This is a genomic window from Methanococcus voltae (genome assembly GCF_024807655.1).
Taxonomy (GTDB): Archaea; AGJL01; Methanococci; order Methanococcales; family Methanococcaceae; genus Methanococcus; species Methanococcus voltae_D.
Genome location: NZ_JANUCR010000003.1, coordinates 116,460 through 139,822, shown reverse-complemented (window position 1 = coordinate 139,822; position 23,363 = coordinate 116,460). Strand labels below are relative to the sequence as shown.

Genomic DNA, 23,363 nt, shown 5'->3' with positions numbered 1-23,363 from the left:
TTAAAAAAATACGTTATTATTCTGTTATATCCCGAACAAATCGTAATTATAAGTCAAATAATATATATAACCCTTTAATTAGATAATTATATGTGTAAAATTTTTTTCTAATATACATTATAACTAATTAGTCATTCGACAGTAATCAAGTATTTGATAGTAATCTATCAAATTTGGAGTGATTTGATGAGGGGGATTATGAAATCTACTAATTTATTAAAATATGCCCTATTCTCAATAATCTTACTTTCATTACTTGGATGTAGTTATGCAGCAAATGAATATACAATTGGTGCAGTTAACTTTACAGACCCCGGTATTGTAGGTATAACCATTGAAGAAAGCGGTATTTATAATTTAAACGAGAGTGTCGACGTAAATAGGAAAAATGCTATTTACATTAAAACAAGCAACGTGAAAATAAACGGTAATGGCCATACTTTAACATTTAACAGTGGCGGGGTTGCTAAAGATGGTATTCGTATATTTAACGATGTAATAGAAACTGACAATATTACAATTACAGATATTACATTGTCAGATTGGGATATAGGTATAAACGATGAAGGAAGTGCCTATGTAAATATTTCAGACGTTAACATACGAAATTCAGATAATGAAGGTTTAAAACTTATTCAATTTGAAAATTCGACTGTTGATAACTGTTATATACAAAATTCTGGTTCTGATGCAGTACTTGTAATGTCCAGTGCAAATTGTACATTTAATAATGTAATAGTGCCAAGCTGTCCAACAACAGCCTTTGATATTATAGACTGTAATGATATTACTATATCAAACGCAGTAATTACTAATTCACCAACTGCAATAAGTTTACTAACTTCTCCAGGTGCAAATATTACAACAAATAATATCTCATCGTGTAGTATTGTGGGTATACACGCAGATGACTCTGATTACAGCACTTTTGAAGATAACGCATTAGTAAATTGTGAAATCGGATTTGATTTTTATGATACTTACTACAGCGACTTTATAAACAACACTGTAAGAAGTAATTCCGGTTTTGCATCGAGAGATGTTGGTGTTAGATATGAAATTTCCGACGACTGGAACATTTCAGAAAGCAAAATCAATGGATATGAATATGGTATACGGATTTCCGATTCTGATGATTACAACATCACTGAAAACATAATTACCAATAATAGTGTTGGTATATACATAGATGAAGATTCAGATTACGCAAATATATTTAACAACTCAATATATCAAAATATATTGGGAATCTCATTATATTCGCCATTAAAGACCATTCCATCAGATTCATTACCTAATGACGGAGTTTATAATACTGATGGCACTGGCAATGGTGGATTAGACCACCCAATAATTATGACTGCAAATATGAGCAGTGAAGATATACTTTACGTTTGCGGTTATGTGGGAGTAAATAATTCAAGTAGTACATTTGCTAGTACGTTAGTTGATATTTACGTAGTAAATTACACTGATATAGATTTAGGCGATAATTACTCAAGTATTAAAAATCACGGTGGGAGTATACAGTACTTAGGTTCAAATACCACCAATGCAAACAGCGTATTTAAAGCTTACATTAATATTTCCGGTGTAAATTACAGTAATTTAACAAATAACTCATATCTTACAGCAACAGCGAGACTTTACGATTCAGGTAAGTATGATACATCAGAATTTGGTTTAAATGCGCCAGTTCGTGAAAAAGTACCGCTATGTAGAAATGTATCTTTAAACTTAACTGAAGAAGTAGTTAATAGACCCGTATGGATAAATGTTAGTATAGAGCCAAACGGTTATAATATAGTGGACGTAAACGTGAGTTTAGGCAATAATACTTACAAATTAACGACTTCAGATGCGGGAACTACCCGAATCTATAATGGTACAATCTACACGCCTAATACTACAGGGGTTTATCCCGTACAGATTACAACATACTATAATCAAGGAGTATTAACTCCTATAATGTATATTACAACTTGTTCCTGTGATGTATGCGGTTGTAATATAAATGTGACAGGTAATCCTGTAGAAATACTAAATGTTTCAAGTCCTCAGAATTTCATTGTAAATAATCCAGACGAATATTTAGTTATTAACCTAACAACAAGAAACAACTGGACTAATGCAGAAGTAAATAATGTAAGTATTGGTGTATTAGGGGACGAATACTGGTTTACTGAATTAAGCACCGACCATTGGGGTGTTAACATTTCAGTACCTCACAGTAAAGGTAATTACTCCTATACAATCACTGCAAGAGACAATGTAAGCAACTTTAATACGTATGACGGTTGGCTTTATGTAAACGATACGTACTACATCTATAATTCAAGTATTCCATATCACATAACAAGGTCCGGTAATTACTATATAATGGAAGATATAGTACAAACTCAAGACGATGGTATACTTATCTCCGCAGATAATGTTAATATCTACGGTCAAGGATATAGCTACGATTATTATAATTCAAGCTATAACATTTCGATAGATGGACACTATCCATTTGCGATATCTTCCGCTGATAACCTAATGATTAGTAATTTATCTTTGGAAAATTGGGTTTATGCAATAGTTGGAGGAAATATAATAAATTCAAAATTCGAAAATATCAATATAAGTAATTCCTATGGTGGAATGTTATTTTCAGAAATTCAAAACTCTGAAATAAAAAACAATAAAATTAATAATATTTCTTCATCAGGTATTATAATTACAAATAAAAATTCAAAAAATATAATAATTTCAAATAATACAATATATAATTTCGAATATACGCCATACGTTTATTCAAATGGTGATGCAACAAAATTATTCGCTATTGAGTACAATACGGGCTATTTAAACAGTTCAAAAGCAAACAGCGATATGAATTATCCAATATTCACAAATGTATCATATAATGAAACAAATAACTCATTATACGTAAAAGGATACATAGGACGTAGTGCACCAAATGCTACAGAATTCGGAAATTCAAAAATTGAATTATTCCTCGTGAACAATACAACTGCGGGAGACAAGTCCAATGCAATTCACCCAGGAAGCTGGGAATTGATAGGCGTATTTAACACAACAGCCGCAGAATTTGAACAAACAATCGATGTATCATCGCTAAATATTGATAATAATTCATACATCGTAGCTTCAGCATATTTAAAAAACGTTGGGACTTCCGAGTATTCATTAGGCTATCCAGTATCATATATGGATGATGGAAGTATATCTATTGATTACATATACACAGTTCCAGGACAAACTAATGGAACAGGCGTAGCAATAGATACCTATGTAGCAATCGTAGGTACGGGAATTCCAACGCAAATAAATGTTTCAATAATTGGACAAGGCATAGGAAACAATACAACGACAATTGATTTGGCATACTTAAATGATACGTGGGATGTTTACAAAGTAGCATTACCAAGTTCGCCAACAGTTGAAGGAATGTATGATTTGAACGTATCTACAAAAACAGCAAGCAATCCATCGGTTTACAGATTGTCATCTGACTTTGGAAAGTACTTCGTAGTAGATAACACTGCTCCAAATATAACGGTATCATTTGACCCAACTTACGCAAAAGCAAACGGAACGACTAATATTACAGTTGTAGTTAATGATACAAGCCCGATTGATAAGTTAAATGTGACTATCAACGGTAATTACAGCAATGTATATAATTTAACACCTAAAAACTCAACAACGTGGTATGCACTATTGAATTTAGGTGATACACCAGGTAATCAAACCATTATGGTAAATATATCTGATGTACTCGGACATAAAAAGTCAATGAATTACACGAGTTTGTACATCGATATGGAATCACCAATAATAAGTAATATTTACATAACGCCTGAAGAAGTGGCTTTAAACCAAAATACTACCATTTGGGTATTAATTGATGATTATGTGAATATTCCTGAAAATAAAACAAATATTACGTTAAAAGCAGAAGATAACAGTACAAAATTATATAACGTTTCAAAATTGGCAGATAACTTATTTATATTGAATATTCAGCCAAACGTTGAAAATATAAGCTCAGGAGTTTACCAAGTAGCAGTAAATACTTCTGATGAATACGGAAACACTAATACATCAGGATATGTTAAAAATTTAACCGTATTGACTACAAATATAACAAATAATGACACATACAATAATTACACACAATTTAATACAAATGATACTATGATAATTAATTTATCTGGTATATATATTGAAATAAATACAACACAAAATATTTCCTCACCGATATCTGTATCTGAGTTAAATAATCCTCCAGCAAGTGGCGGAGCATTTTCAGCAGGTGCAAGTCCTTGGGAAATACAAATACCATTATTAAATAGCTCAGTAATTAATAATTCATACATTAAAGTATACTATAGCTTAGCAGATTTCCCAAGTAATATTGACGAAAATAGCTTAAGATTATACAGATACAATGAAACAAGCAGTCAATGGGTAGTATTTACATCACCTAACGGTGGCGTAAATACCGCAGAAGATTATGTATGGGCATATACTAAAGATACATCCGGTAAATGGATAGTTGGAGGTTCTTTACTCGCTTCGACGGGTGGTAGTATAATCAATAGACGTAGTAGTAGAGATTCATTCGATGGAGTAGCAGAAGATGTCGCATCTCTTGAATTAAGAAGCTTTATCTACAATTCTGAAGTAATCGCAGGAAATTCTATTGATTTAGGCTATTCAACCACTTTAACAGATGGTGGAGTTTTAGCTTCAAGTAGAACATATGATAACATCACACAACAAACAATACTTATCGGTGGTCCAGTATCTAACCCAATTACTAACCGATACAGAAATTACTTGCCAATACCAATTACAAATGACGAACCCGGTGAAGGTGTAGGTGTAATCCAAACCTTTAATGTAGGCGATTACACTGTAATAGTACTTGCAGGTTCTGATAGGGTAGGAACTCGAACAGCTGTCGAGTATTTCGCACAATTAGACGAATTACCAGAAGATAGCATAAAAGTGACATTTGTAGCAGGACAGTACAAAGTCGTAAGAGTTTCCTAATTTAGTAATATTAACTTATTACTAAATTATTACTAAATTACTACTAAATTACATAAATTTAATTAAATTACTTTTTTATTTTTTATTTTTTTAAAATAATAGTTTAAATCAGTTTTTCTTATTTCATTTATGGAAAATACATTAATATATGAAAAATAACATAATACTATACATTAAATTAAATTATATAGATATTTAAATATATGTTGAATACATATAAACAAATGTTGATTAATAAAATTAATTTATTTAAATGGTGATAATATGGGCAAAGATTTAAAATCAAGTGGTTTAAAATATCTAATTGCTACAATGACTATTGTATCATTGTTATTTGGCGTATCATCGGCATTAGCAACCGAAGTTTTGCTCGTAAGTGATAATTCTGCAGATTGTTTAACTGCAAATTCATTGGGCGAAGTTTTAAACGATAACGTAATCATTACAACGCCTTGGGGCGAATATACAAATGAAACCTGGGATACCATACTGGTCGAAGAGCCGGAAATAGTTTACATAATAGGTGGACCAGTAGCAATTCCAACCGAATATGATGATAAATTAGACGAATACAATATAACTTATGCGAGATTAAATGGTTCAAATAGATATGAAACTAATCAGGAAGTAATAGATAAATTTTTAGAAAAATTTAGAGACGCAAACATTACCAATATTACAATAGTTTACGGAGAAGACATAAACGAAAATTGTAGCGGTTATGGATTCGTAATTCTTACAAACGGAACTAATTTATCAATTGACAATGATACTTTAGATGATTTAAACATTACAAATGAGACTAACATTACAGTTATTGAAAATCCACTATTCAATGGTTCAGCACTTGTAAAAAGGTTAAACAACCGTGGATTTATGGTAAGCACTCAAGCAATGCCAGGATGGGTTTTACAGAACAAGGTTCAAAACACGAGACAGTTTTTAATTAGAAAAATGAATCAATTGAACACATATGGTCAAAATATGACTAATGATTCAAATTATCAAGCATTGCAAAATAAATTGGCAGAAATAGACGGATACATTGAAGACGAAGATTATGTAAATGCTTATGCTGCTGAAATAGAACTCCAAAGTATGATTTCACAGTATAAATTCACATCAAAAAAAAACTTTAAAAACTACGGGTATCCAGATGTGATTCCCGAATCTGCTAATTCTACCAATCCGGGAGTGGGTCAAGGAAATGGTAAGGTAAAAGTTGATAATCCAAATAAACCCGTTAAATAATAAATAAATAATAAATAAATAATAAATAAATAATAAATAATAAATAAATTATTATTTTTTCCATATTTCTTTATTTTCTTTATTTCTTTTTTAAGATTATATTTTTTTAACCTAACGTATTGATAAATAATATATATTATAAAATAGTACTTTGTATAATATATTATTAAATAATACATTATCATAAAAATTTAAATATTCACAAATGTAATTTACACAGGTGAAACAATGGATTTTAAAAAGTTAGCTGTTTTAGCATTGACTTTGGTTTTAGTTGCGAGTTTTTCACTTTGTACGAGCAAATCTAACGATAACAATACCACACAGTTGTCAAGTTCTGAGTATCTTGTACATTTCGGAAACCAATCGCAAGTATTAACCTTAAGAGCTGACGTGTTAGACACAGTTTCAGTAGATTTAGTAAATACTTCAGATGCAGAACTTAAAAATAATTATTTCAATAATTCACAGCTTGCATATATTGAATATGACCCATCATTACCAAATAATGAGGGTGGTGTGGCTGTAATGGACTTAAAAATTAAGTTAATTAACTTCAATGGTTATTATATATATGATAATTACTACAAACCACATAATATTGCAAGTTTGTCAAGTATTGACGGCAATAACACAGGAATACAGTTATTAGTTTATAGAAATGAGTCAAATCCGATAGATATTGTATTAAATGCTACTGAGTTGGATATAGTAAAAAATAGTAATAAAACAACAGTATTTGAACTTAGAAAAACAAACAATACTGCAACAATTACAAAAGTAGGATTTAATCACTATTTAATCGAAGGTAATTCCTTAGAAGAAATAGATAAGGCTGAATCAAGACTTTTGATAGCTTTAGTGGGAAATGTTAATAATTCCACAACAGCTTAAATAATCTAATTTTTTTTATTTTTTCATTTTATTAGTTTAATTTTTATTTTATTCGCTATTTTATATACAACATATAGTTTTAACAAAATTTTTTAACTAATTATAAATAGTATTGATTACATAATAAATCAATAAAAATAATCGTTATTGTTTTAATATCTAATAGTATCTAATTATTTTTTGGTGGTTATATGCGAATATTTGAAGATTTAGAAAATATTACGGACATTACAATGAAAGTAAATGATATAAAAGAAGTAAGACAAAGCAAAAAGAAAGCTTTAATATTTGGGAAATACAGGGGTTTGGTATATGGGGAGCCAATGTTTATAATAAGTGTTTATGGAAAAAACCTTTTCAGATTAATTTGCGGATGGAATTCTGAAAATGAGGAAGTAATACTGGTACGATACAACAAAGTAATCGAGGGGTACCAAAAAAGACACGAAAATGAAGCTTTACAAAAATATATGGCAGTAGCTGACGTTGTACAGGATATTGAGAGATATATTATTGATAATGAAAAGAATATCTCCTTTAAAATGACTGAAACCCCAATTAAAAAATGGGTGGAAGGAGGAGAGTATGTATCAACCAATTTATCCATTTGGGAAACTTTTAAAGAAAGTGGGTACAACGTATACAGGCCATTAAACAATATCCCTGAAGATTTAGTTATTAAGTTATAATAAATTAAAATTAAAATTAAAATTAATATATAATTAATTATTTACTCTATTTTATTGCCATTTTATTTTATTATAATTTTATTTTATTATAATTTTATTAGGTTATAATTTTATTATACTTATTAAATCAATAACTTTAAATTGTACAAGTTTTAACTAATTCTTATTATTTTAAATTTAAAATTTGATTATTTTACGGTTATTATAGTTCTTTATAGTTAATTTATTGAGGGATATTTTTGCAAAATAAAACTACAGATAATATGGATAATAACAACCCTACAGAAATGTTCAAAGACTCCGAAATTATAACGCTTTTAGGTCGTAAGAGTGTGTTAAGTACACTAAAATGCTTGGAACACAATGGCGCTTGCAGGTATGTTGATATATACAATACGATTGACGTTTCAAAGGGTACTTTATACAATAATTTAGAGAATCTTGTAGATATGAAATTAGTAATCATAAAGTTAGATGGTAGAAAAGTAATTTACGAATTATCAGACTGCGGTAAGCAAATATTAAATTTTATAAATAAATTAACTGACTATTATTCTATAACTAATAAATAAAAAATAAATAAAAAATAAATAATAATTAATAAATAATAATTAATAAATAATAATTAATAAATAATAATTAATAGGTATATGATTAAATAACTAAGTAAATCCTATTTTAAATAAATTTTACAGTATTTATCCATACTTTTTTTCTTTTATTATATTATTCTTTTAATTTGCTCAAAAATACGAAAATACGAAAATATGCAAATAAATAAATAAATTCAAAAACAAACTATATAATGTTTTATAGAAATTAATATTTGATAAAAATTATTGCGGGGGTCAATATGTATTTTACCAAAAAGATGGACAATTTTATAGATTTTAAAACTTCATTTGAAAAACCAATTTTGTCAAAACGAACAAATCAAATAATCGATGAATTAGGTATAAAACCTGAAGAAATTGTAATCGGGGAGTTTGCAGGTAGGGATAGCTCAGCAGCTATAATAAAGGCTTTTGAAGACAATGATGATGTAAATGTGATATTACCAATATGTGCATTTACTGGTTTAGAGTACGATAATTCATACGAAAATAGCATAAATAGTCAGTATAATCGTTTAGGTTATGAAAAACAGCCAGTAGATGAATTTTATGCAAATATGGCAGAAGCATTATCCTTAAAAGAATATGCACACTATGAAAAGTTTGAAGTATATTATAGAAATTGGGAAAAAATATATGCCAGATTTTCTGAGCATAATGATACTTTTTCATTAACTGAGATGGTAAAAGCATTTGTTGGTAAATATAACGATAAAGAAAATCGGAATTCGTCAAAATATGCTGAAAAAGATAGGAATATGAATATGGATATGAATAATATAAATAATATAGATTCTTCGTTTGTTTCAAGCCGTTTTTATATTCCAAAAAAAGAAAACGAAAAAGAAAATAAAATGGGCAACAGTGATGATATAAAAATGCATAAGGATAAGATATTTTTGCCATTACACTTTATGTATGAGCCAAGTTTATGGCACGCAATAAATGGGCGTTTTTCATCATTAATCGGCGATAAATTTTTCTATTACTCTCCTTGTATGGGTTGCCACGCTTATTTAAGAATGTTGAGGATTCCAATAGCCAATCATTTTGGTAAACGAATAATATCGGGAGATAGGCTTAAACACGATGATAATTATAAAATTAATCAGATTGCAGTAGCTTTTGAGGTTTATGCAAATATTGCAAAAGATTTTGACGTTGAAATAATCTCTCCTTTAAAAGACGTTGAGCAAGGTACTGAAATTAAAGAAATAATCAACGAAGATTGGGAGCAAGATGCAAGTCAGTTTACCTGTATGTTTAGTAAAAACTATAGAAATATTGATAACACTGTAAACGAGCGAAAATGTCATTTGGAAGATATAGAACGTATTTACAAAGAATATGTGGAAGTAATAAGCAAAGATTTGCTTCATAATGGTTATAACAATAGTTTTGATTATATGAGTATTGTAGCAAAGTATTTTAAAAAAGTATGTAAAAAAGATTATCCAAATTATTAAATAGTGTAATCAGGTATAAAAATGAAAACAATCGTTATATTGCTTGACGGCGTTGCAGATAGACCTTCTAAAGAGTTAAATTATAAAACACCATTACAATATGCAAATATTCCAAATTTAGATGAATTTGCGAAAAGTTCACTTACTGGTTTAATGTGCCCTCAAAAAATAGGGGTGCCTTTAGGTACTGAAGTAGCCCATTTTTTACTTTGGGGCTATGATATTAGCCAGTTTCCTGGTAGGGGTGTAATTGAAGCGTTAGGTGAAGGGATAGACTTAAAAAAAGATTCAATATATTTAAGGGCAACCTTGGGGCATGTAAATTATAATCAAAAAGAAAACAACTTTTTAGTTTTAGATAGGCGAACAAAAGATATAAACAATCAAGAAATCTCAGAACTATTAAATAAAATCTCAAATATTAATATAGATGGCTATTTGTTTACAATACATCATATGCAAGGCATACATAGTATTTTAGAAATTTCAAAATTGGAAAATGATGGTAATTTAAAAACAGAACCTAATCTTAAAAAGAATAATCTTAAAAAGAATGGATTTGAATTAACTTATGAAGAATTTTGTAATGAAAAAAATATTTTAAAATATGGTAATATTAATAATATTAATAATTGTATATCTAATAAAATCTCTGATAGCGACCCATTTTATAAAGATAGGCACGTAATAATGGTTAAACCAGTGATTAAATTAATAGGAACTTATGAAGAATATTTAAACGCTTTAAATGTTTCTAATGCTTTAAATAAGTATTTAACAACTTGTAATACTTTATTGGAAAATGATTCAATAAATATAAGTCGTAAAAATGAAAATAAATCTCTTGCAAACTTTTTATTAACAAAATGGGCGGGTAGTTATAAAAAATTACCTTCTTTTAAACAGAAATGGGGTTTAAACGGTGTAATAATCGCAAATAGTAGTTTATTCAGAGGTTTGGCAAAATTATTAAAAATGGATTATTATGAAGTTAAAGAATTTGATAAAGCTATTGAATTAGGTTTAAAATTTAAAAATGATAATACAAATAATAATAATAATAGTAATAATAATAATAATAATAATCAGAATAATAATATAAATAATAAAAAAATTTATGATTTTATCCATATTCATACAAAAGAGCCCGATGAAGCAGGTCATACAAAAAATCCAATTAATAAGGTAAGAGTTTTAGAAAAATTAGATAAAAATTTAAAAGTTGTAATTGATGAAATCGACAAAGAAAAGGAAAATGGAGACGAAAATTTATATATAATCACTGGAGACCACGCTACACCTTCAACAGGGGGTTTAATTCATTCGGGAGAGTTAGTGCCTATTGCAATATGCGGTAAAAATGTAGGCAAAGATAGTACAAAAGCTTTCAATGAAATGGATGTTTTAAACGGATATTATAGAATAAATTCCACTGATATAATGAATTTAGTTTTAAATTACACTGATAAAGCTTTATTATATGGTTTACGACCGAATGGTGATTTAAAAAAATATATTCCAGAGGATAATGAATTAGAATTTTTAAAAAAAGATAATTAAAAATTTATTATATTTATTATTCTTTTTTCTTAGCAGGGGTCTTTTTAGTAGTCTTTTTAGTAGCTGTTTTCTTAGTAGTAGTCTTTTTAGTAGCTGTTTTCTTAGTAGTAGTCTTTTTAGTAGCTGTTTTCTTAGTAGTAGTCTTTTTAGTAGCCTTTTTAGGTTCTTTACCCTCTTCCCCTTCTTTTAGTATCTTTTCAGTATGTCTACATTTAGGGTAGTTAGAGCAACCAATAAATTCCCCAAATCTACCTTTACGTTTAACTAAGTCGCTACCACATTTAGGGCATTTTCCAACGATTTCTTTTTCATTAGATTCGCCTTTTAAGTTTTCCGTATATTTACACTCGGGATAATTAGAGCATCCTCTGAAAACGCCGAAAGCCCCTCTTTTAATGGTAAGAGTTCCACCACATTTAGGGCATATTTTTTCTTCTTCTTTTTCGTTTTCGATTTTTTCGAGTATTTTTTTATCTTCTTCAGAAATTCTCGAACTACATTCTATATTTACACATAGGTCTTTGCCCATATAATTTATTATTGGAAGCCCACAAACCTCACAAACTTTATTCGGCACTTTTATAGCACCTTTTTGAGGTAATGGGTATGTAATATCACAATCTGGGTAGTTAGAGCAACCTACAAATCTGCTTTTGCCTTTGTATTTAATAATTATAAGGTCTCCACCGCATTTACATTTTCCAATAAGTTGTAATGACCGATTGGTGGAATCTATCTTTTCAACAAGCTCTTTACCGATTTCTTTTTCTTTTTTCCTAAATTCATCAAGTATTTGCGATAATTTTACCTTAGTTTCGTCTATTACTTGCTCTTTTTTTATTTTATGGTCTTGTATCTTTTCTAATTTATCCTCTAAATCACGAGTGAGTGTTTCTTCTACGATTTCAGGACAGTATTTTTTAAGAGTTTCTATAACTCCGATACCTAATTCCGTGACACTAAGTGAACCATCTTCTATTACATAGCCTCTTTTAGTTAATTTTTCCAAAATGTCGGCTCTGGTAGCTTTTGTACCTAAATGTCTATTTTCAAGTTCCTTAATGATTGAGGCCATAGTGTACCTTTTAGGTGGTTTGGTCTCTTTTGCAAGTTTTTCCGTACTTTCTATTGGTAATACCTTACCTTTTTTAAGTTCTGGAAGTTCATTCTCATCAAATTTTGTAAAGTAATAAATTTCGTGCCAACCTTCGTGTGTAGTACGTGAACCACTTAATTTGAACTTTTCACCGTTTATGTCAACGGTTATTTTTGAATATTCACGTTCTGCATCATCCCAGTATGCAGCAAGTGCCCTTCTTGCAATTAAATTGTATAATTTCTGTTCATCGTCCGGTAAAGCTTCTTTTGGAACATCTACGGGGTGAATTGCAGGGTGTGCAGGGTCATCTTTCTTGCCTTCAATTGGTTTTAAGTTCTTTTCAAGTATCTCAGAGGCGTATTTTCCATATTCCTTGCTTTTTAAAAGTTTACCTAATACTTCATTCATATATTCCATATCTTTAGGTAATTTTTGAGAACTTGTTCTTGGGTATGAGCAATAACCTTTTTCGTAAAGTTTTTGAGCGATTTCTTGCGTTCTCTTTGGAGAGTATCTAAAAGCATTGTGTGCTTCCCTTTGCAGTGCACCTAAATCAAAAGGAGGATAAGGTTTTATCTTTTTCTTAGTTTTTTTGATTTCTTCAACAATAGCCTCTTTTTGACCTTCTACATTACCATATGCCTTATTAGCTTCTTCTTCGTCCCAAAATTTGTCTATTTCGTGGGTAGCAATTAGTGGAACTTCATTATTTTCATTTTCATTTTTAAGATTTGCATTGATTACCCAATAAGGTACCGGTACAAATTTCTGTATTTCCAGTTCTTTTTCAACTAAAAAAGCAAGAGCAGGACCTTGTACTCTACCCGTACTCATTGTTTTCCATCTTTTAGCTGAACTAATCGCTTGCATTAAAGCTCTCGAGATATTAATACCGAAGAACCAATCTATTTTGTGTCTACTGTCCCCTGCATCCACCAGTCCAAAATCAATACTATCAGTATTTTCAAATGATTTTAAGATTTCTTTTTTAGTTAAACTTGAAAATCTCATCCTTTTTGCAATATCTTGACCGCAAGCATGATGTAAAGCGTGATATCCTATTAATTCCCCTTCGATATCCCAGTCCGTAGCTACATAGTACTCATTAGCATCTTTTGAGAGCTTTTTAAGTACATTGATATATTTTTGAACGTATTCTTTACCCTCAACCGTCGAAGCAGGCGCCCAATCGATATCGTAAGTAGGGTAATCTCCGAATTTGGTTTTATTTTTCTCAATAAGCGTGTACAAATGACCTACTGCTGATGCTACGTAATAAGTTTTACCTTTGGTATCTACTTCATAATAAGGAACCTTACTCTGTGATTTCTTTTTAGGTTTTCCCAAAGCATCCGCTATTTTTTTTGCCACGTTTGGCTTTTCGCAAATTATAAGTCCTGTCATATTTTCCCGAATAAATTAATTTTTTTAAATTTTAATGATTTAATAACGTCTAATAATCATATAACAATACATAACAATATAATTGTGGAATTAGACCTTATATTATTTTATATTATTTTATACTATTTTATATTATTTTATATTATTTTATTCTAATTTTCAATATATAAATAGGTAATAGTTATAATATTAAAATAAACATTATGTGCTCATTTAAAACTAATTACTTATTTTATGTTAAATATTATGAAAATTAAAATAGAAAATAACACATAATTGATAATAAAGCTAATAATTAATGATATAACAATTTAAAAATATAATATAAAAAAAGTAAATTTTAAGTTTAATTTTAAGTTTAAGTTATTAAATTATTCTTTTTGCCTAACAAGTAAAACTGGGCATTTTGTATGTTTTAAAACTCTTTCAGCAACACTACCTAATAAAAGTCTGTCAAAACCTGTTTTACCTGTTGTACCCATTACAATAAGGTCTGCATTAATTTTATCTGCAAATTCAACGATTTCTTTTTCAGGGTTTCCCTCTAAAACCTGGTTTTTAAAAGCTACATCATACTTTCTTGCAGCTTTTGCAACAAGATGCAATGCGTTGTCTCCTTCTTCTTCGAGTATTTCTTTTAAATTACTCCATAGTCCGTCAGCAGGTATTTCTGTATATGGCGTCGTATCCAAAACATAAACACCAAAAATTTCAGCTCCTGTCGTTTTAGCGATTGATACTGCGTGCTCTATTGCTTCGAGAGATACGTCTGAACCGTCCGTGGGTACTAATATCTTTTTGTATTGCATAGTGCTACTCCCCCTATAAGTTGTTAATTTATCAATATATTACTGTATTATTATGTATAAACTGATTAGTTAATTAATAGTTTATTATATGTTATTTTATGATATATTATGTTATTTTTATTGTTTTTATATTATATCTATGTATAAATTTATTTTTATACTTTTTATCTTTATTGATTTAAATTTTTTAAAAATATCAAAATATAATATTTTGACTTTTTAGTTTCCACTTATTCCTTATTAATCCAAATAAACGCCTCTTTCAGTATCTTCATAAATTCCGAGATATTTAATATATTTATCCATTTCTAATTCCGATATTTTAACCTTTTCATGACATTTTTTTAATATGTACGGGTAATTCATATCTGTAATTTGATAAAGTGCATCGAAAACTTCCTCATCTAATTTTTTAAACGAGGTAATCCCCATAGCACCTTTTTTGAACTTTAAAAACTGATAATTAAGCGTATCAATATGTATATCAAATTTTTTTAACTCTTCAATTGTACTACTTGATTTTATGTCTTTTTCAACTAAATTCATAGGTATTGAATAACCCGGTTCACATCGTGAAAATGCAGACATATCGGAACGTAAGTTATCTTTAAAGTAAACATTCATTTTGGAGGTTTTTGCAACCCCTATTATTCTGTCCCTGTGTTTTAGTAGCTCTGAAAGGACTATAATATACTCTAATTGCTCAAAAAGTACTTTTAACTCATTTTCACCAAAGCTTTCGGTTTCTTCTTCCTCTTTTATATTTGCATATTCATAAAAATTTGAATAAGCGTCTATTTTTTCGCAATTTAGCTCATTAAGCAAATACTTTCTAAATTCTTTTTCATATTTTATATATAATTCCCCAATTGCTCGATTATATTTGTATTCTGTTAATAATCGGTTATTTTTAGCGTGCACAAGCCAGGAATAAACTGAACCATCATAAATATAGTAATCAAAAGACTCTATTTTATCATTATTACTATTACTATTATTATTACTATTATTATTACTATTATTATTACTATTACTATTATTAGTTAATATGCATAAGGCAAGTTTAAGCTCCATAGTTGCCATATAGTGCTCTAATCGGCTTCTTTTACTGTATTGATATGGCAAAATTACGCCAGAGTCCCACGCATTTAATAATGGTTTTACTTTTGTACCTATTTTATGCCCGTAAGCTTCAGCACCAACCACGTAGATGCTAAAATCTAAAAAACTGCGCTGATTAAAGCTTCCATCTATCGCAAAGAAATTATAATCTTTTGATAATTGTTTACTCTTATTTTCATTGCTATTTTCATTGTTATTATTACTAATAATTTCATCATTTTCTTTAAAATCTTTATTAATCCAATATTGTGTACAATCTATTTTTTCACGCTTAAATTCTTCAATTAAATTTTTTATGGATTCTTTATTTCTTTTAAGTTTTGAATAGTCCATATTACCGCCCTTATCAATTAATACAATGTATAAAAGTATATGAAAAATATATAAAAATTATCTTATTTATCATAGTTATATCTTTTTAATTAATTAAATTTAAATACTGCTAAAATATAATGAATATGGTAAAAATGACAAAATGACAAATTTAAATTAGTTAAAAAATAACTAAAAATAACTAAACATTATTAAACATTATTATTTAATTAAATTATGAATTACAACATTATTCGCAAAGTATATTCAAAATGAACCCATATAATTATGAATACGAACATTAAACGGTGAAGTTATGAAATTTGAATTAAACGGGATAATTACATTCAGCAAGGATGTATTAGAGGAAACACAAACAGATATTATTGAAGTATTAAATGATAGAAGCATATTTTTGAAAGGAGTGCCTGAAGGCAAGGAAAATGAAGCTTCTAAAATCGTGGATTATAAATTTAATGGAAAAGAACTCAAATTAAATATGATTTCTGGCACATATACAAGAGCACACGAAGGTATTGTACGGTTAAAAAAGCCAATTATGGAAAAAGTGGGTAGAAAACACCAAATCGGAATCAGAGATATTTTGATTGAAAGATACGTAATTACAATACCTGCTGGAGAAGAATATATCGAAGCATTACAAAGTAAAAACTTAAAAGTGCCTGAATGTGAAGTCGAATATGATAAAAATGGTGTAAAAATCATTTTTACAGATATGGGCGATAGCGAATTAAAAAGAAATATTATTGATAGGGCTATCAAATTTGTAAGAAATGACTTAGAAAAATTAGAGAAAAAAGATTCCCAAGATTTAACATTTGACGTTTGTAAAATTGCACCTTGTACAATTGTTTCAGAATACAAAACAACAAGAGCAAGTGTATTTGAACAAGAACCAACTGAAATAGCTGAAGCTAAGGGCTGGGTTAGAAGGTTCGTGGGTAGAGGACAATGGTTTTACACAGCACCTATGACAAAATTGTTCAGAGCATTTGAGAGCTTAATTGTTGAGGAATGTATCGAAAAAGTAGGATTTGATGAATGTTTATTCCCTAAATTAATTCCTTTAGACGTTATGTACAAAATGAGATACTTAGAAGGTTTACCTGAGGGTATGTACTACGTATGCCCTCCAAAAAGAGACCCTGAAATGTTTGAGGAATTTGTTAACGAAATGATGATTAAAAAAGAGATTCCTGTAGAAACATTAAAAGGATTATTGAGAGACCCAGGTTATGTTCTTGCACCTGCACAATGTGAACCATTTTACAGCTTCTTTGACCACGAGTTAGTAGACGTTGATAAACCGTTCAAATTCTTTGATAAAAGCGGTTGGACTTACAGATGGGAAGGCGGAGGAGCTAAAGGTCTTGATAGAGTAAATGAATTCTTAAGAGGCGAATGTGTATGGATGGGTAGCCCTGAGTTCGTTGAAAAAACCAGAGACGACAGTTTATTATATGCTGAAAAATTAGCTGAAAAATTAGACTTGGAGTACTGGACTGAAGTAGGAGACGACCCATTCTACTTAGAAGGTAGAAAGTCAGAAGATAGGGGAATAGAATTCCCAGATGTTCCTAAATACGAAATGAGACTTTGGATGCCACACATTAAAGATGAAAGAAAAGGTGTAGCTGTAACTTCTGCAAACATACACGGTACTCACTTTATCGAAGGATTTGGAATTAAAGACTACAAAGGTAGAAAAGTATGGACTGGTTGTACAGGATACGGATTAACCCGGTGGGTAATGGGTTTCTTATCCCAGTATGGTCTTGAATTTGAAGACTGGCCAGAATTAATCCAGAAAAAAATCGGTAAAATGCCAGAAGCTCCAAGTACTGCCACTTGGCCAATAAAAAATTAATTTATTATTATTAGTAATATTAATTACTAATAATTAAATTATTATTTATTTTAAAAAATGATATTACTATTACTATTATTATTATTATTATTATTATTATTTTTAGATTATTTTCGTATTTTATTTTATATGTAATTATATTTTAATGACGTATTCTTTCGTATTTATTAAATTATCAAATTTATTCGTATTTTATGAATTTTATTTGTCATTCAATTTATATATGAGAATTTAATATATCTTATTGAAAAAAACAACCCTATCTTAAAATTTTAAAATAAGGGATACCGACTAATTCGTGGTAAAATGAACGCAGAAAATGACTTAAAAAATGAAAAAATAATATTAAAAAATTATGCTACAAACGAAGAAATAGTTTATGATAAAAAAGACGTCGAAAAATGGGATAAAACCTTAGTTTGGCACCCATTCACGCAAATGCAAGAATATGAAGAGGGAAACCCCATATTAATTGAAAAGGGGGAAGGAAACTATTTAATTGATGTAAATGGCAAGAAGTATTTTGATGGCGTTTCATCAGTTTGGTGCAACTTCTTTGGACATTCGGAAAATCGGATATCTGAAGCAATCTCAGAACAAGCCTTTAAAATAGGGCATTCAACACAATTGGGTTGCGGAAACACAACCTCCGCAATACTTGCGAAAAGGTTTGCAGATTTTGCACCAAAACACCTTAACAAAGTATTCTTTTCAGAAGATGGTGCAGAAGCTGTAGAAATTGCCGTGAAGATGGCTTTTGAATACTGTCTTTTGAGAGATAACAAAAAAAATAACAATAACGATAGTACCAATAACAATACTAAAGATAATAAAGATAATAAAGACAATAAAGACGTTAAAAAGACATTCAAAAGAACTAAATTTGTATCTGTAAAAGAAGGATACCACGGTGATACCGTGGGTGCAATGAGTGTAGGCGGTAGCGAGTTGTTCCACGGATGTTTTAGACCTTTATTATTTGATGGATACTTTGCAGAAGCTCCTTACTGCTATAGATGTACACATAACCCCCAATTTAAAGATACTGACGACAGAAACAAACAAGGTTGCAATATGAAGTGCCTTGAAAATATTAAAAAGCTCATAACGGAAAAAAAGGACGAATTATTCTGTGTAATTCTTGAAGGGGGTGTTATGGGCTCAGCAGGTATGATTCCTTACCCAAAAGACTATATCGAAGAAGTTGCAAAAGTTTGCAAAGAGCACGATATAATCTTTATTCTCGATGAAATAGCTACATTTGGACGTTTGGGAAGTGCATTCTTTTCAGAAAGAGAAGAATTAACAAGTATTGAGAAACCTGATATTATTTGTTTAGGAAAAGCAATAACTGGCGGTTATTTACCATTAGCATTAACTATATCTACCGATGAAATCTATAACGAATTTTTAGGTACGTATGGAGAATGTAAGCAGTTATTCCACGGTCATACATACGCAGGAAATCAAATAATCTGTGCAGCTTCTCACGCCACACTTGATATACTTGAAAATGACAAACCATTTGAAAAAATTGGAGAAACAATAAATTACTTGCATAAAGGTCTTGATGGGCTAAAAGAACTTTCAAAAGTTGGAGATGTTAGAAAAACCGGTTTAATGATAGCAATTGAGATTGTAAAAGACAAAGAAACAAAAGAAATGTATGATTACGCCGATAAAGTAGGGTACAAGATTTCTGACAAATTACTTGAAAAAGGTGTATATATTCGACCGATTGCTAATAGATTGATTTATGTATTACCTCTTACGATAACAAACGATGAAATAGACTTTATTTGTAAAAAAACATATGAATCAATCAATGAAGCGATAAATGAAGGAATTTTATATTAATTTATTACTTTATTACTTTATTACTTTATTAATTTATTATTTTATTAATCACTTATTTTTTTATATTATTTTTATTTTTACTACTTATAATATTTTAATAATAATTTCAATTCAATTTACAAATCTTTTTATACTAAATTCTTTTTATACTACCTTAAATCGATATGGACTATATTTTAATTACCATAATTACGAGGGAAATTTTGAATAATCAAATTGATAACTCTAATCACATAAAAAACATTGTTTTTTTAGAATATATGGTGTCTACGGGATTCCCTGATGAAAATTTATTAAATGAAGGTAAATTAATGTTTGATACCCTTTTAAAGCAATTTTTAAATTCTGATTTAAAATATAATTTAACCTGCTTTTTAGACGAAAAGGTGTACAATAAATATTCTGAAGAGTACAAAACATTAAATAACTCCTCTAATGGGAATTTAACTATTGTAATAACCCATAATGAATGGAATACTAATAATAATGCTAATAATAATAATAATAATAATAATAATACTAATAATTTAACTTCTGATTATAAAGAAAAACTATCGGAAACTTTGGAAAAATTTAACAACATTGCGAATGTAAAAAATAATAAAACAGCTGGTTTTATAATCGGTCCGGAAAATGACAATGAATTAGAAAAACTAACCCAAATAATTGAAAATAACAAAAATATCGTTAATTTAGGCTGTAATAGCGAAGGTGTTAAAATTGCAGGTAATAAATATCTTACTTACCTGGCTATAAAGGATACTGTACCTACCCCCTACACACTACCAATTAAAAAGTACATTATAAAGGAAAATTTGGGCTGTGATGGAATACACGACGTTATAGGTGATAATTTAATAGTTCAGGAATATTTTGAGGGCGTTCCTTACTCTTATATATTTATCGTATCTAAAAAATTGAAAAATGAATTAAATAAAGAAGTAAATAATGAATTAATTAATAATAGATATGATTTATATCCAATTTGTATGAATAAACAATACATTGAAGAATGTTATTGTGGCGGAGAAATAAATATTAACCATAAATTGAAAGAAACTGCAAAAGAGCTATGTGCTAAAGCTTTACAATGTATTGACGGGTTAAATGGATACGTTGGAGTAGACTTTATGATTAATGAAGAAACAAATGAAATAACCATAATCGAGGTAAATCCGAGAATAACAACGTCAATACACGGCATAAATACCGAACCGCCTTTATCTGAACTTTTGATAAAGAATATCACTGCTAAAATGGATTTAAATTATGTGGTTAAAAAAGGTATAAAATTCTATAGGGCAGATAATGGATTTAAATTTGAAGAATTAAATTAAAAAATAAATTAAAAAATAAATTATAATAATTCTTTATATTTTTTGGCACTTTCTTTTGGATTTTCATTTAAATAAATGGCTCTACCAACGATTACATAATCATTTTCATCTAAAACTTTTAAAACTTCCTGCAAATCTCCACCTTGTGCACCAACACCTGGAGAAATTACAAAAGCGTTGTTTGCAATCTCTTTTAATTCTTTAAGTCGTGTTGGTCTTGTAGATGGTGCAACAATTCCATCAACATTTAATTTTCCCGCCATTTTTGCAATTTCATTTGCAATTGGTTGCATAAATGATTTTGCACCTTCGTGGGACATTTCAGTGACCATAATAACTTTTTTTGAATTTCCGACCTGTTTATATTCTTCTGCAACGTTAATAATAGCCTTAACACTATCTAAACCTACAAAACCCTGACATATAATACCATCTGCATAATTTAAAGTTAATCTTGCTATTTTTTCATTAGTGGCGGGAATATCGGCTACTTTAAAATCACATATAACTTCTTTATTCGTTTTTTCTTTTATTCTTTTTATTATGCCTAAGTCTGTGGCAAGTACTAATGGATATCCTATTTTAATACAATCAACGTATTCAGATGTTTCTTCAGATATTTTTATGGCCTCTGATTCATCTAATACATCAAGTGCGAGCATCAATTTAGGCATATTTTCACCGTTTAAATTTTTATTTTTATATTTTTTATTTTTTATTTTTATTCATTTTCGCTTATTAAATTATTTTATCGATTATTTCCAAAGCTTTTTCAATATCTTCATATTTTGTAGCATACGAGAATCTAACATTATTTTTACCATTTGAACCAAAAGCACGACCTGGAACGCATAAAACCCCATTTTTGATTAATTTTTCTGCAATTTCCATACCATTTCCATATTCACTAACATCGGGGAATATATAAAATGCCCCTTCTGGTTTTATAACATCAAATTTGTCTTTTAAACCGTTATATATCAAATCTCTTCGTTTTTCAAACTCTTTTACCATATCTTTAACACACTGTTGATTACCTTTTAAAGCTTCTACAGCCCCATACTGGGCGAAAGAAGTTGCACAAGCAAATCCAAACTGGTGTATTTTTAAAATATGGTCAAGTACATCATATTTTGCGTTTAGGTTTTCATTTACTGCCATATACCCAAGTCTCCAGCCAGTCATCGCATAAGCTTTTGAAAAACCATTTATAACAATACAGTTATCAGTATAATTTGCAGGGGAGTAATGTTTTTTACCATAAATAATTTTTTCGTATATTTCGTCGGAAATAATTATTATATCATTATCTTCTGCAATTTGGGCGAGTCCTTTAATTTCTTCTTTTGAAGAAACAGTCCCTAACGGATTTGAAGGACTATTATGTACAATACATTTAGTATTTTTGTTTATATTTTCATTTAATTCGTCAAGGTCTATTTTAAAATTATTTTCATATTTTAAATTCATATCAACGGGTTTTGCTTCAGCTATTTGCGTCATATTTTTATAACTAACAAATCCAGGATTTGGGACAATTACTTCGTCTCCTTTTTCAGCAAATGCCATTATAGAGAGCATAATCGCTTCAGAAGCTCCGCAAGTAATCATTATATTACCTTGAGGAATATCTAAATTATTATCGTTCTTTAATTTTTCAGAAACTGCTTCTGTTAGCTCAGGGATACCCATATTTGGCACATAACTCGTAATTCCCCGGTCAAGTGCATCTTTACAGGCATCTATAATGTGCTGAGGAGTATTGAAGTCTGGTTCGCCAATCCCTAAATTTATGGAATCTTTTGAAGCCATATTGAATATTTTTCTAATTTCTGATTGTTCTGTATTCAATAATTTTTTTGTAATCATACTTCCACCGTATCAAGTCATAAAAGATTAAATAACTGTATTAATATAATTTATCATATACCATCATACAATAAATAAATTATTATTAGTAATATTATTAGTAATATTATTAGTAATATTATTACCAT

15 protein-coding genes are annotated in these 23,363 nt (G+C 29.2%); 10 read left to right on the top strand and 5 right to left on the bottom strand.

Annotated elements, in window-relative coordinates; translation table 11 throughout:
- Nucleotides 1–198 precede the first annotated feature (198 nt).
- The 7 genes from J3E06_RS04840 to J3E06_RS04810 all read left to right on the top strand — a co-directional run bounded on the left by J3E06_RS04840 (nt 199) and on the right by J3E06_RS04810 (nt 11,538).
- On the top strand, nt 199–5,064 hold the full coding sequence (locus J3E06_RS04840; protein ID WP_048187128.1) for a right-handed parallel beta-helix repeat-containing protein: 4,866 nt from the start codon (nt 199–201) through the stop codon (nt 5,062–5,064).
- 264 nt (nt 5,065–5,328) lie between these two features.
- Nucleotides 5,329–6,315, top strand: coding sequence for a cell wall-binding repeat-containing protein (locus tag J3E06_RS04835; protein ID WP_013180158.1), 987 nt, complete (start codon nt 5,329–5,331; stop codon nt 6,313–6,315).
- 228 nt (nt 6,316–6,543) lie between these two features.
- Nucleotides 6,544–7,209 carry a hypothetical protein gene (locus tag J3E06_RS04830; RefSeq protein WP_013180157.1) on the top strand — a complete coding sequence of 222 codons (666 nt, stop codon included), beginning with the start codon at nt 6,544–6,546 and terminating at the stop codon, nt 7,207–7,209.
- 191 nt (nt 7,210–7,400) lie between these two features.
- Nucleotides 7,401–7,898 (top strand): hypothetical protein, encoded by a 498-nt coding sequence (locus J3E06_RS04825; RefSeq protein ID WP_013180156.1) that lies wholly within the window; start codon nt 7,401–7,403, stop codon nt 7,896–7,898.
- 239 nt (nt 7,899–8,137) lie between these two features.
- Nucleotides 8,138–8,470 carry a winged helix-turn-helix transcriptional regulator gene (locus J3E06_RS04820; protein ID WP_013180155.1) on the top strand — a complete coding sequence of 111 codons (333 nt, stop codon included), beginning with the start codon at nt 8,138–8,140 and terminating at the stop codon, nt 8,468–8,470.
- A 281-nt stretch (nt 8,471–8,751) separates the two neighbouring features.
- Nucleotides 8,752–9,978 (top strand): hypothetical protein, encoded by a 1,227-nt coding sequence (locus J3E06_RS04815; RefSeq protein ID WP_013180154.1) that lies wholly within the window; start codon nt 8,752–8,754, stop codon nt 9,976–9,978.
- 21 nt (nt 9,979–9,999) lie between these two features.
- Nucleotides 10,000–11,538: an alkaline phosphatase family protein gene (locus J3E06_RS04810; RefSeq protein ID WP_013180153.1), complete on the top strand. Its 1,539-nt coding sequence runs from the start codon at nt 10,000–10,002 to the stop codon at nt 11,536–11,538.
- A 16-nt stretch (nt 11,539–11,554) separates the two neighbouring features.
- Here the strand turns inward: J3E06_RS04810 and topA are convergent, their stop codons facing one another.
- The 3 genes from topA to J3E06_RS04795 form a co-directional block, all read right to left on the bottom strand.
- Nucleotides 11,555–14,041 (bottom strand): DNA topoisomerase I, encoded by a 2,487-nt coding sequence (topA, locus tag J3E06_RS04805; protein ID WP_013180152.1) that lies wholly within the window; start codon nt 14,039–14,041, stop codon nt 11,555–11,557.
- Between the two features lie 371 nt (nt 14,042–14,412).
- The gene (locus J3E06_RS04800; protein WP_013180151.1) at nt 14,413–14,850 is read right to left on the bottom strand and encodes a universal stress protein; all 438 of its coding nucleotides are present in this window, start codon (nt 14,848–14,850) and stop codon (nt 14,413–14,415) included.
- Nucleotides 14,851–15,090: 240 nt separating this feature from the next.
- Nucleotides 15,091–16,305: a DNA double-strand break repair nuclease NurA gene (locus tag J3E06_RS04795; protein ID WP_013180150.1), complete on the bottom strand. Its 1,215-nt coding sequence runs from the start codon at nt 16,303–16,305 to the stop codon at nt 15,091–15,093.
- A 295-nt stretch (nt 16,306–16,600) separates the two neighbouring features.
- Here J3E06_RS04795 and serS point away from each other — a divergent pair, with 295 nt between their 5' ends.
- From serS to J3E06_RS04780, 3 genes are all read left to right on the top strand, one after another.
- Nucleotides 16,601–18,172: a serine--tRNA ligase gene (serS, locus tag J3E06_RS04790; protein WP_013180149.1), complete on the top strand. Its 1,572-nt coding sequence runs from the start codon at nt 16,601–16,603 to the stop codon at nt 18,170–18,172.
- A gap of 306 nt (nt 18,173–18,478) precedes the next feature.
- On the top strand, nt 18,479–20,029 hold the full coding sequence (locus tag J3E06_RS04785; protein ID WP_013180148.1) for an aspartate aminotransferase family protein: 1,551 nt from the start codon (nt 18,479–18,481) through the stop codon (nt 20,027–20,029).
- A 203-nt stretch (nt 20,030–20,232) separates the two neighbouring features.
- Entirely contained in the window at nt 20,233–21,366 is a 1,134-nt protein-coding gene (locus J3E06_RS04780; protein ID WP_052297119.1) for an ATP-grasp domain-containing protein, read from the top strand.
- Nucleotides 21,367–21,386: 20 nt separating this feature from the next.
- Here J3E06_RS04780 and pyrF read toward each other — a convergent pair whose 3' ends face one another.
- Entirely contained in the window at nt 21,387–22,040 is a 654-nt protein-coding gene (pyrF, locus tag J3E06_RS04775; protein WP_013180146.1) for an orotidine-5'-phosphate decarboxylase, read from the bottom strand.
- A gap of 64 nt (nt 22,041–22,104) precedes the next feature.
- Nucleotides 22,105–23,235, bottom strand: coding sequence for a pyridoxal phosphate-dependent aminotransferase (locus J3E06_RS04770; protein WP_013180145.1), 1,131 nt, complete (start codon nt 23,233–23,235; stop codon nt 22,105–22,107).
- Between the last annotated feature and the right edge of the window lie 128 nt (nt 23,236–23,363).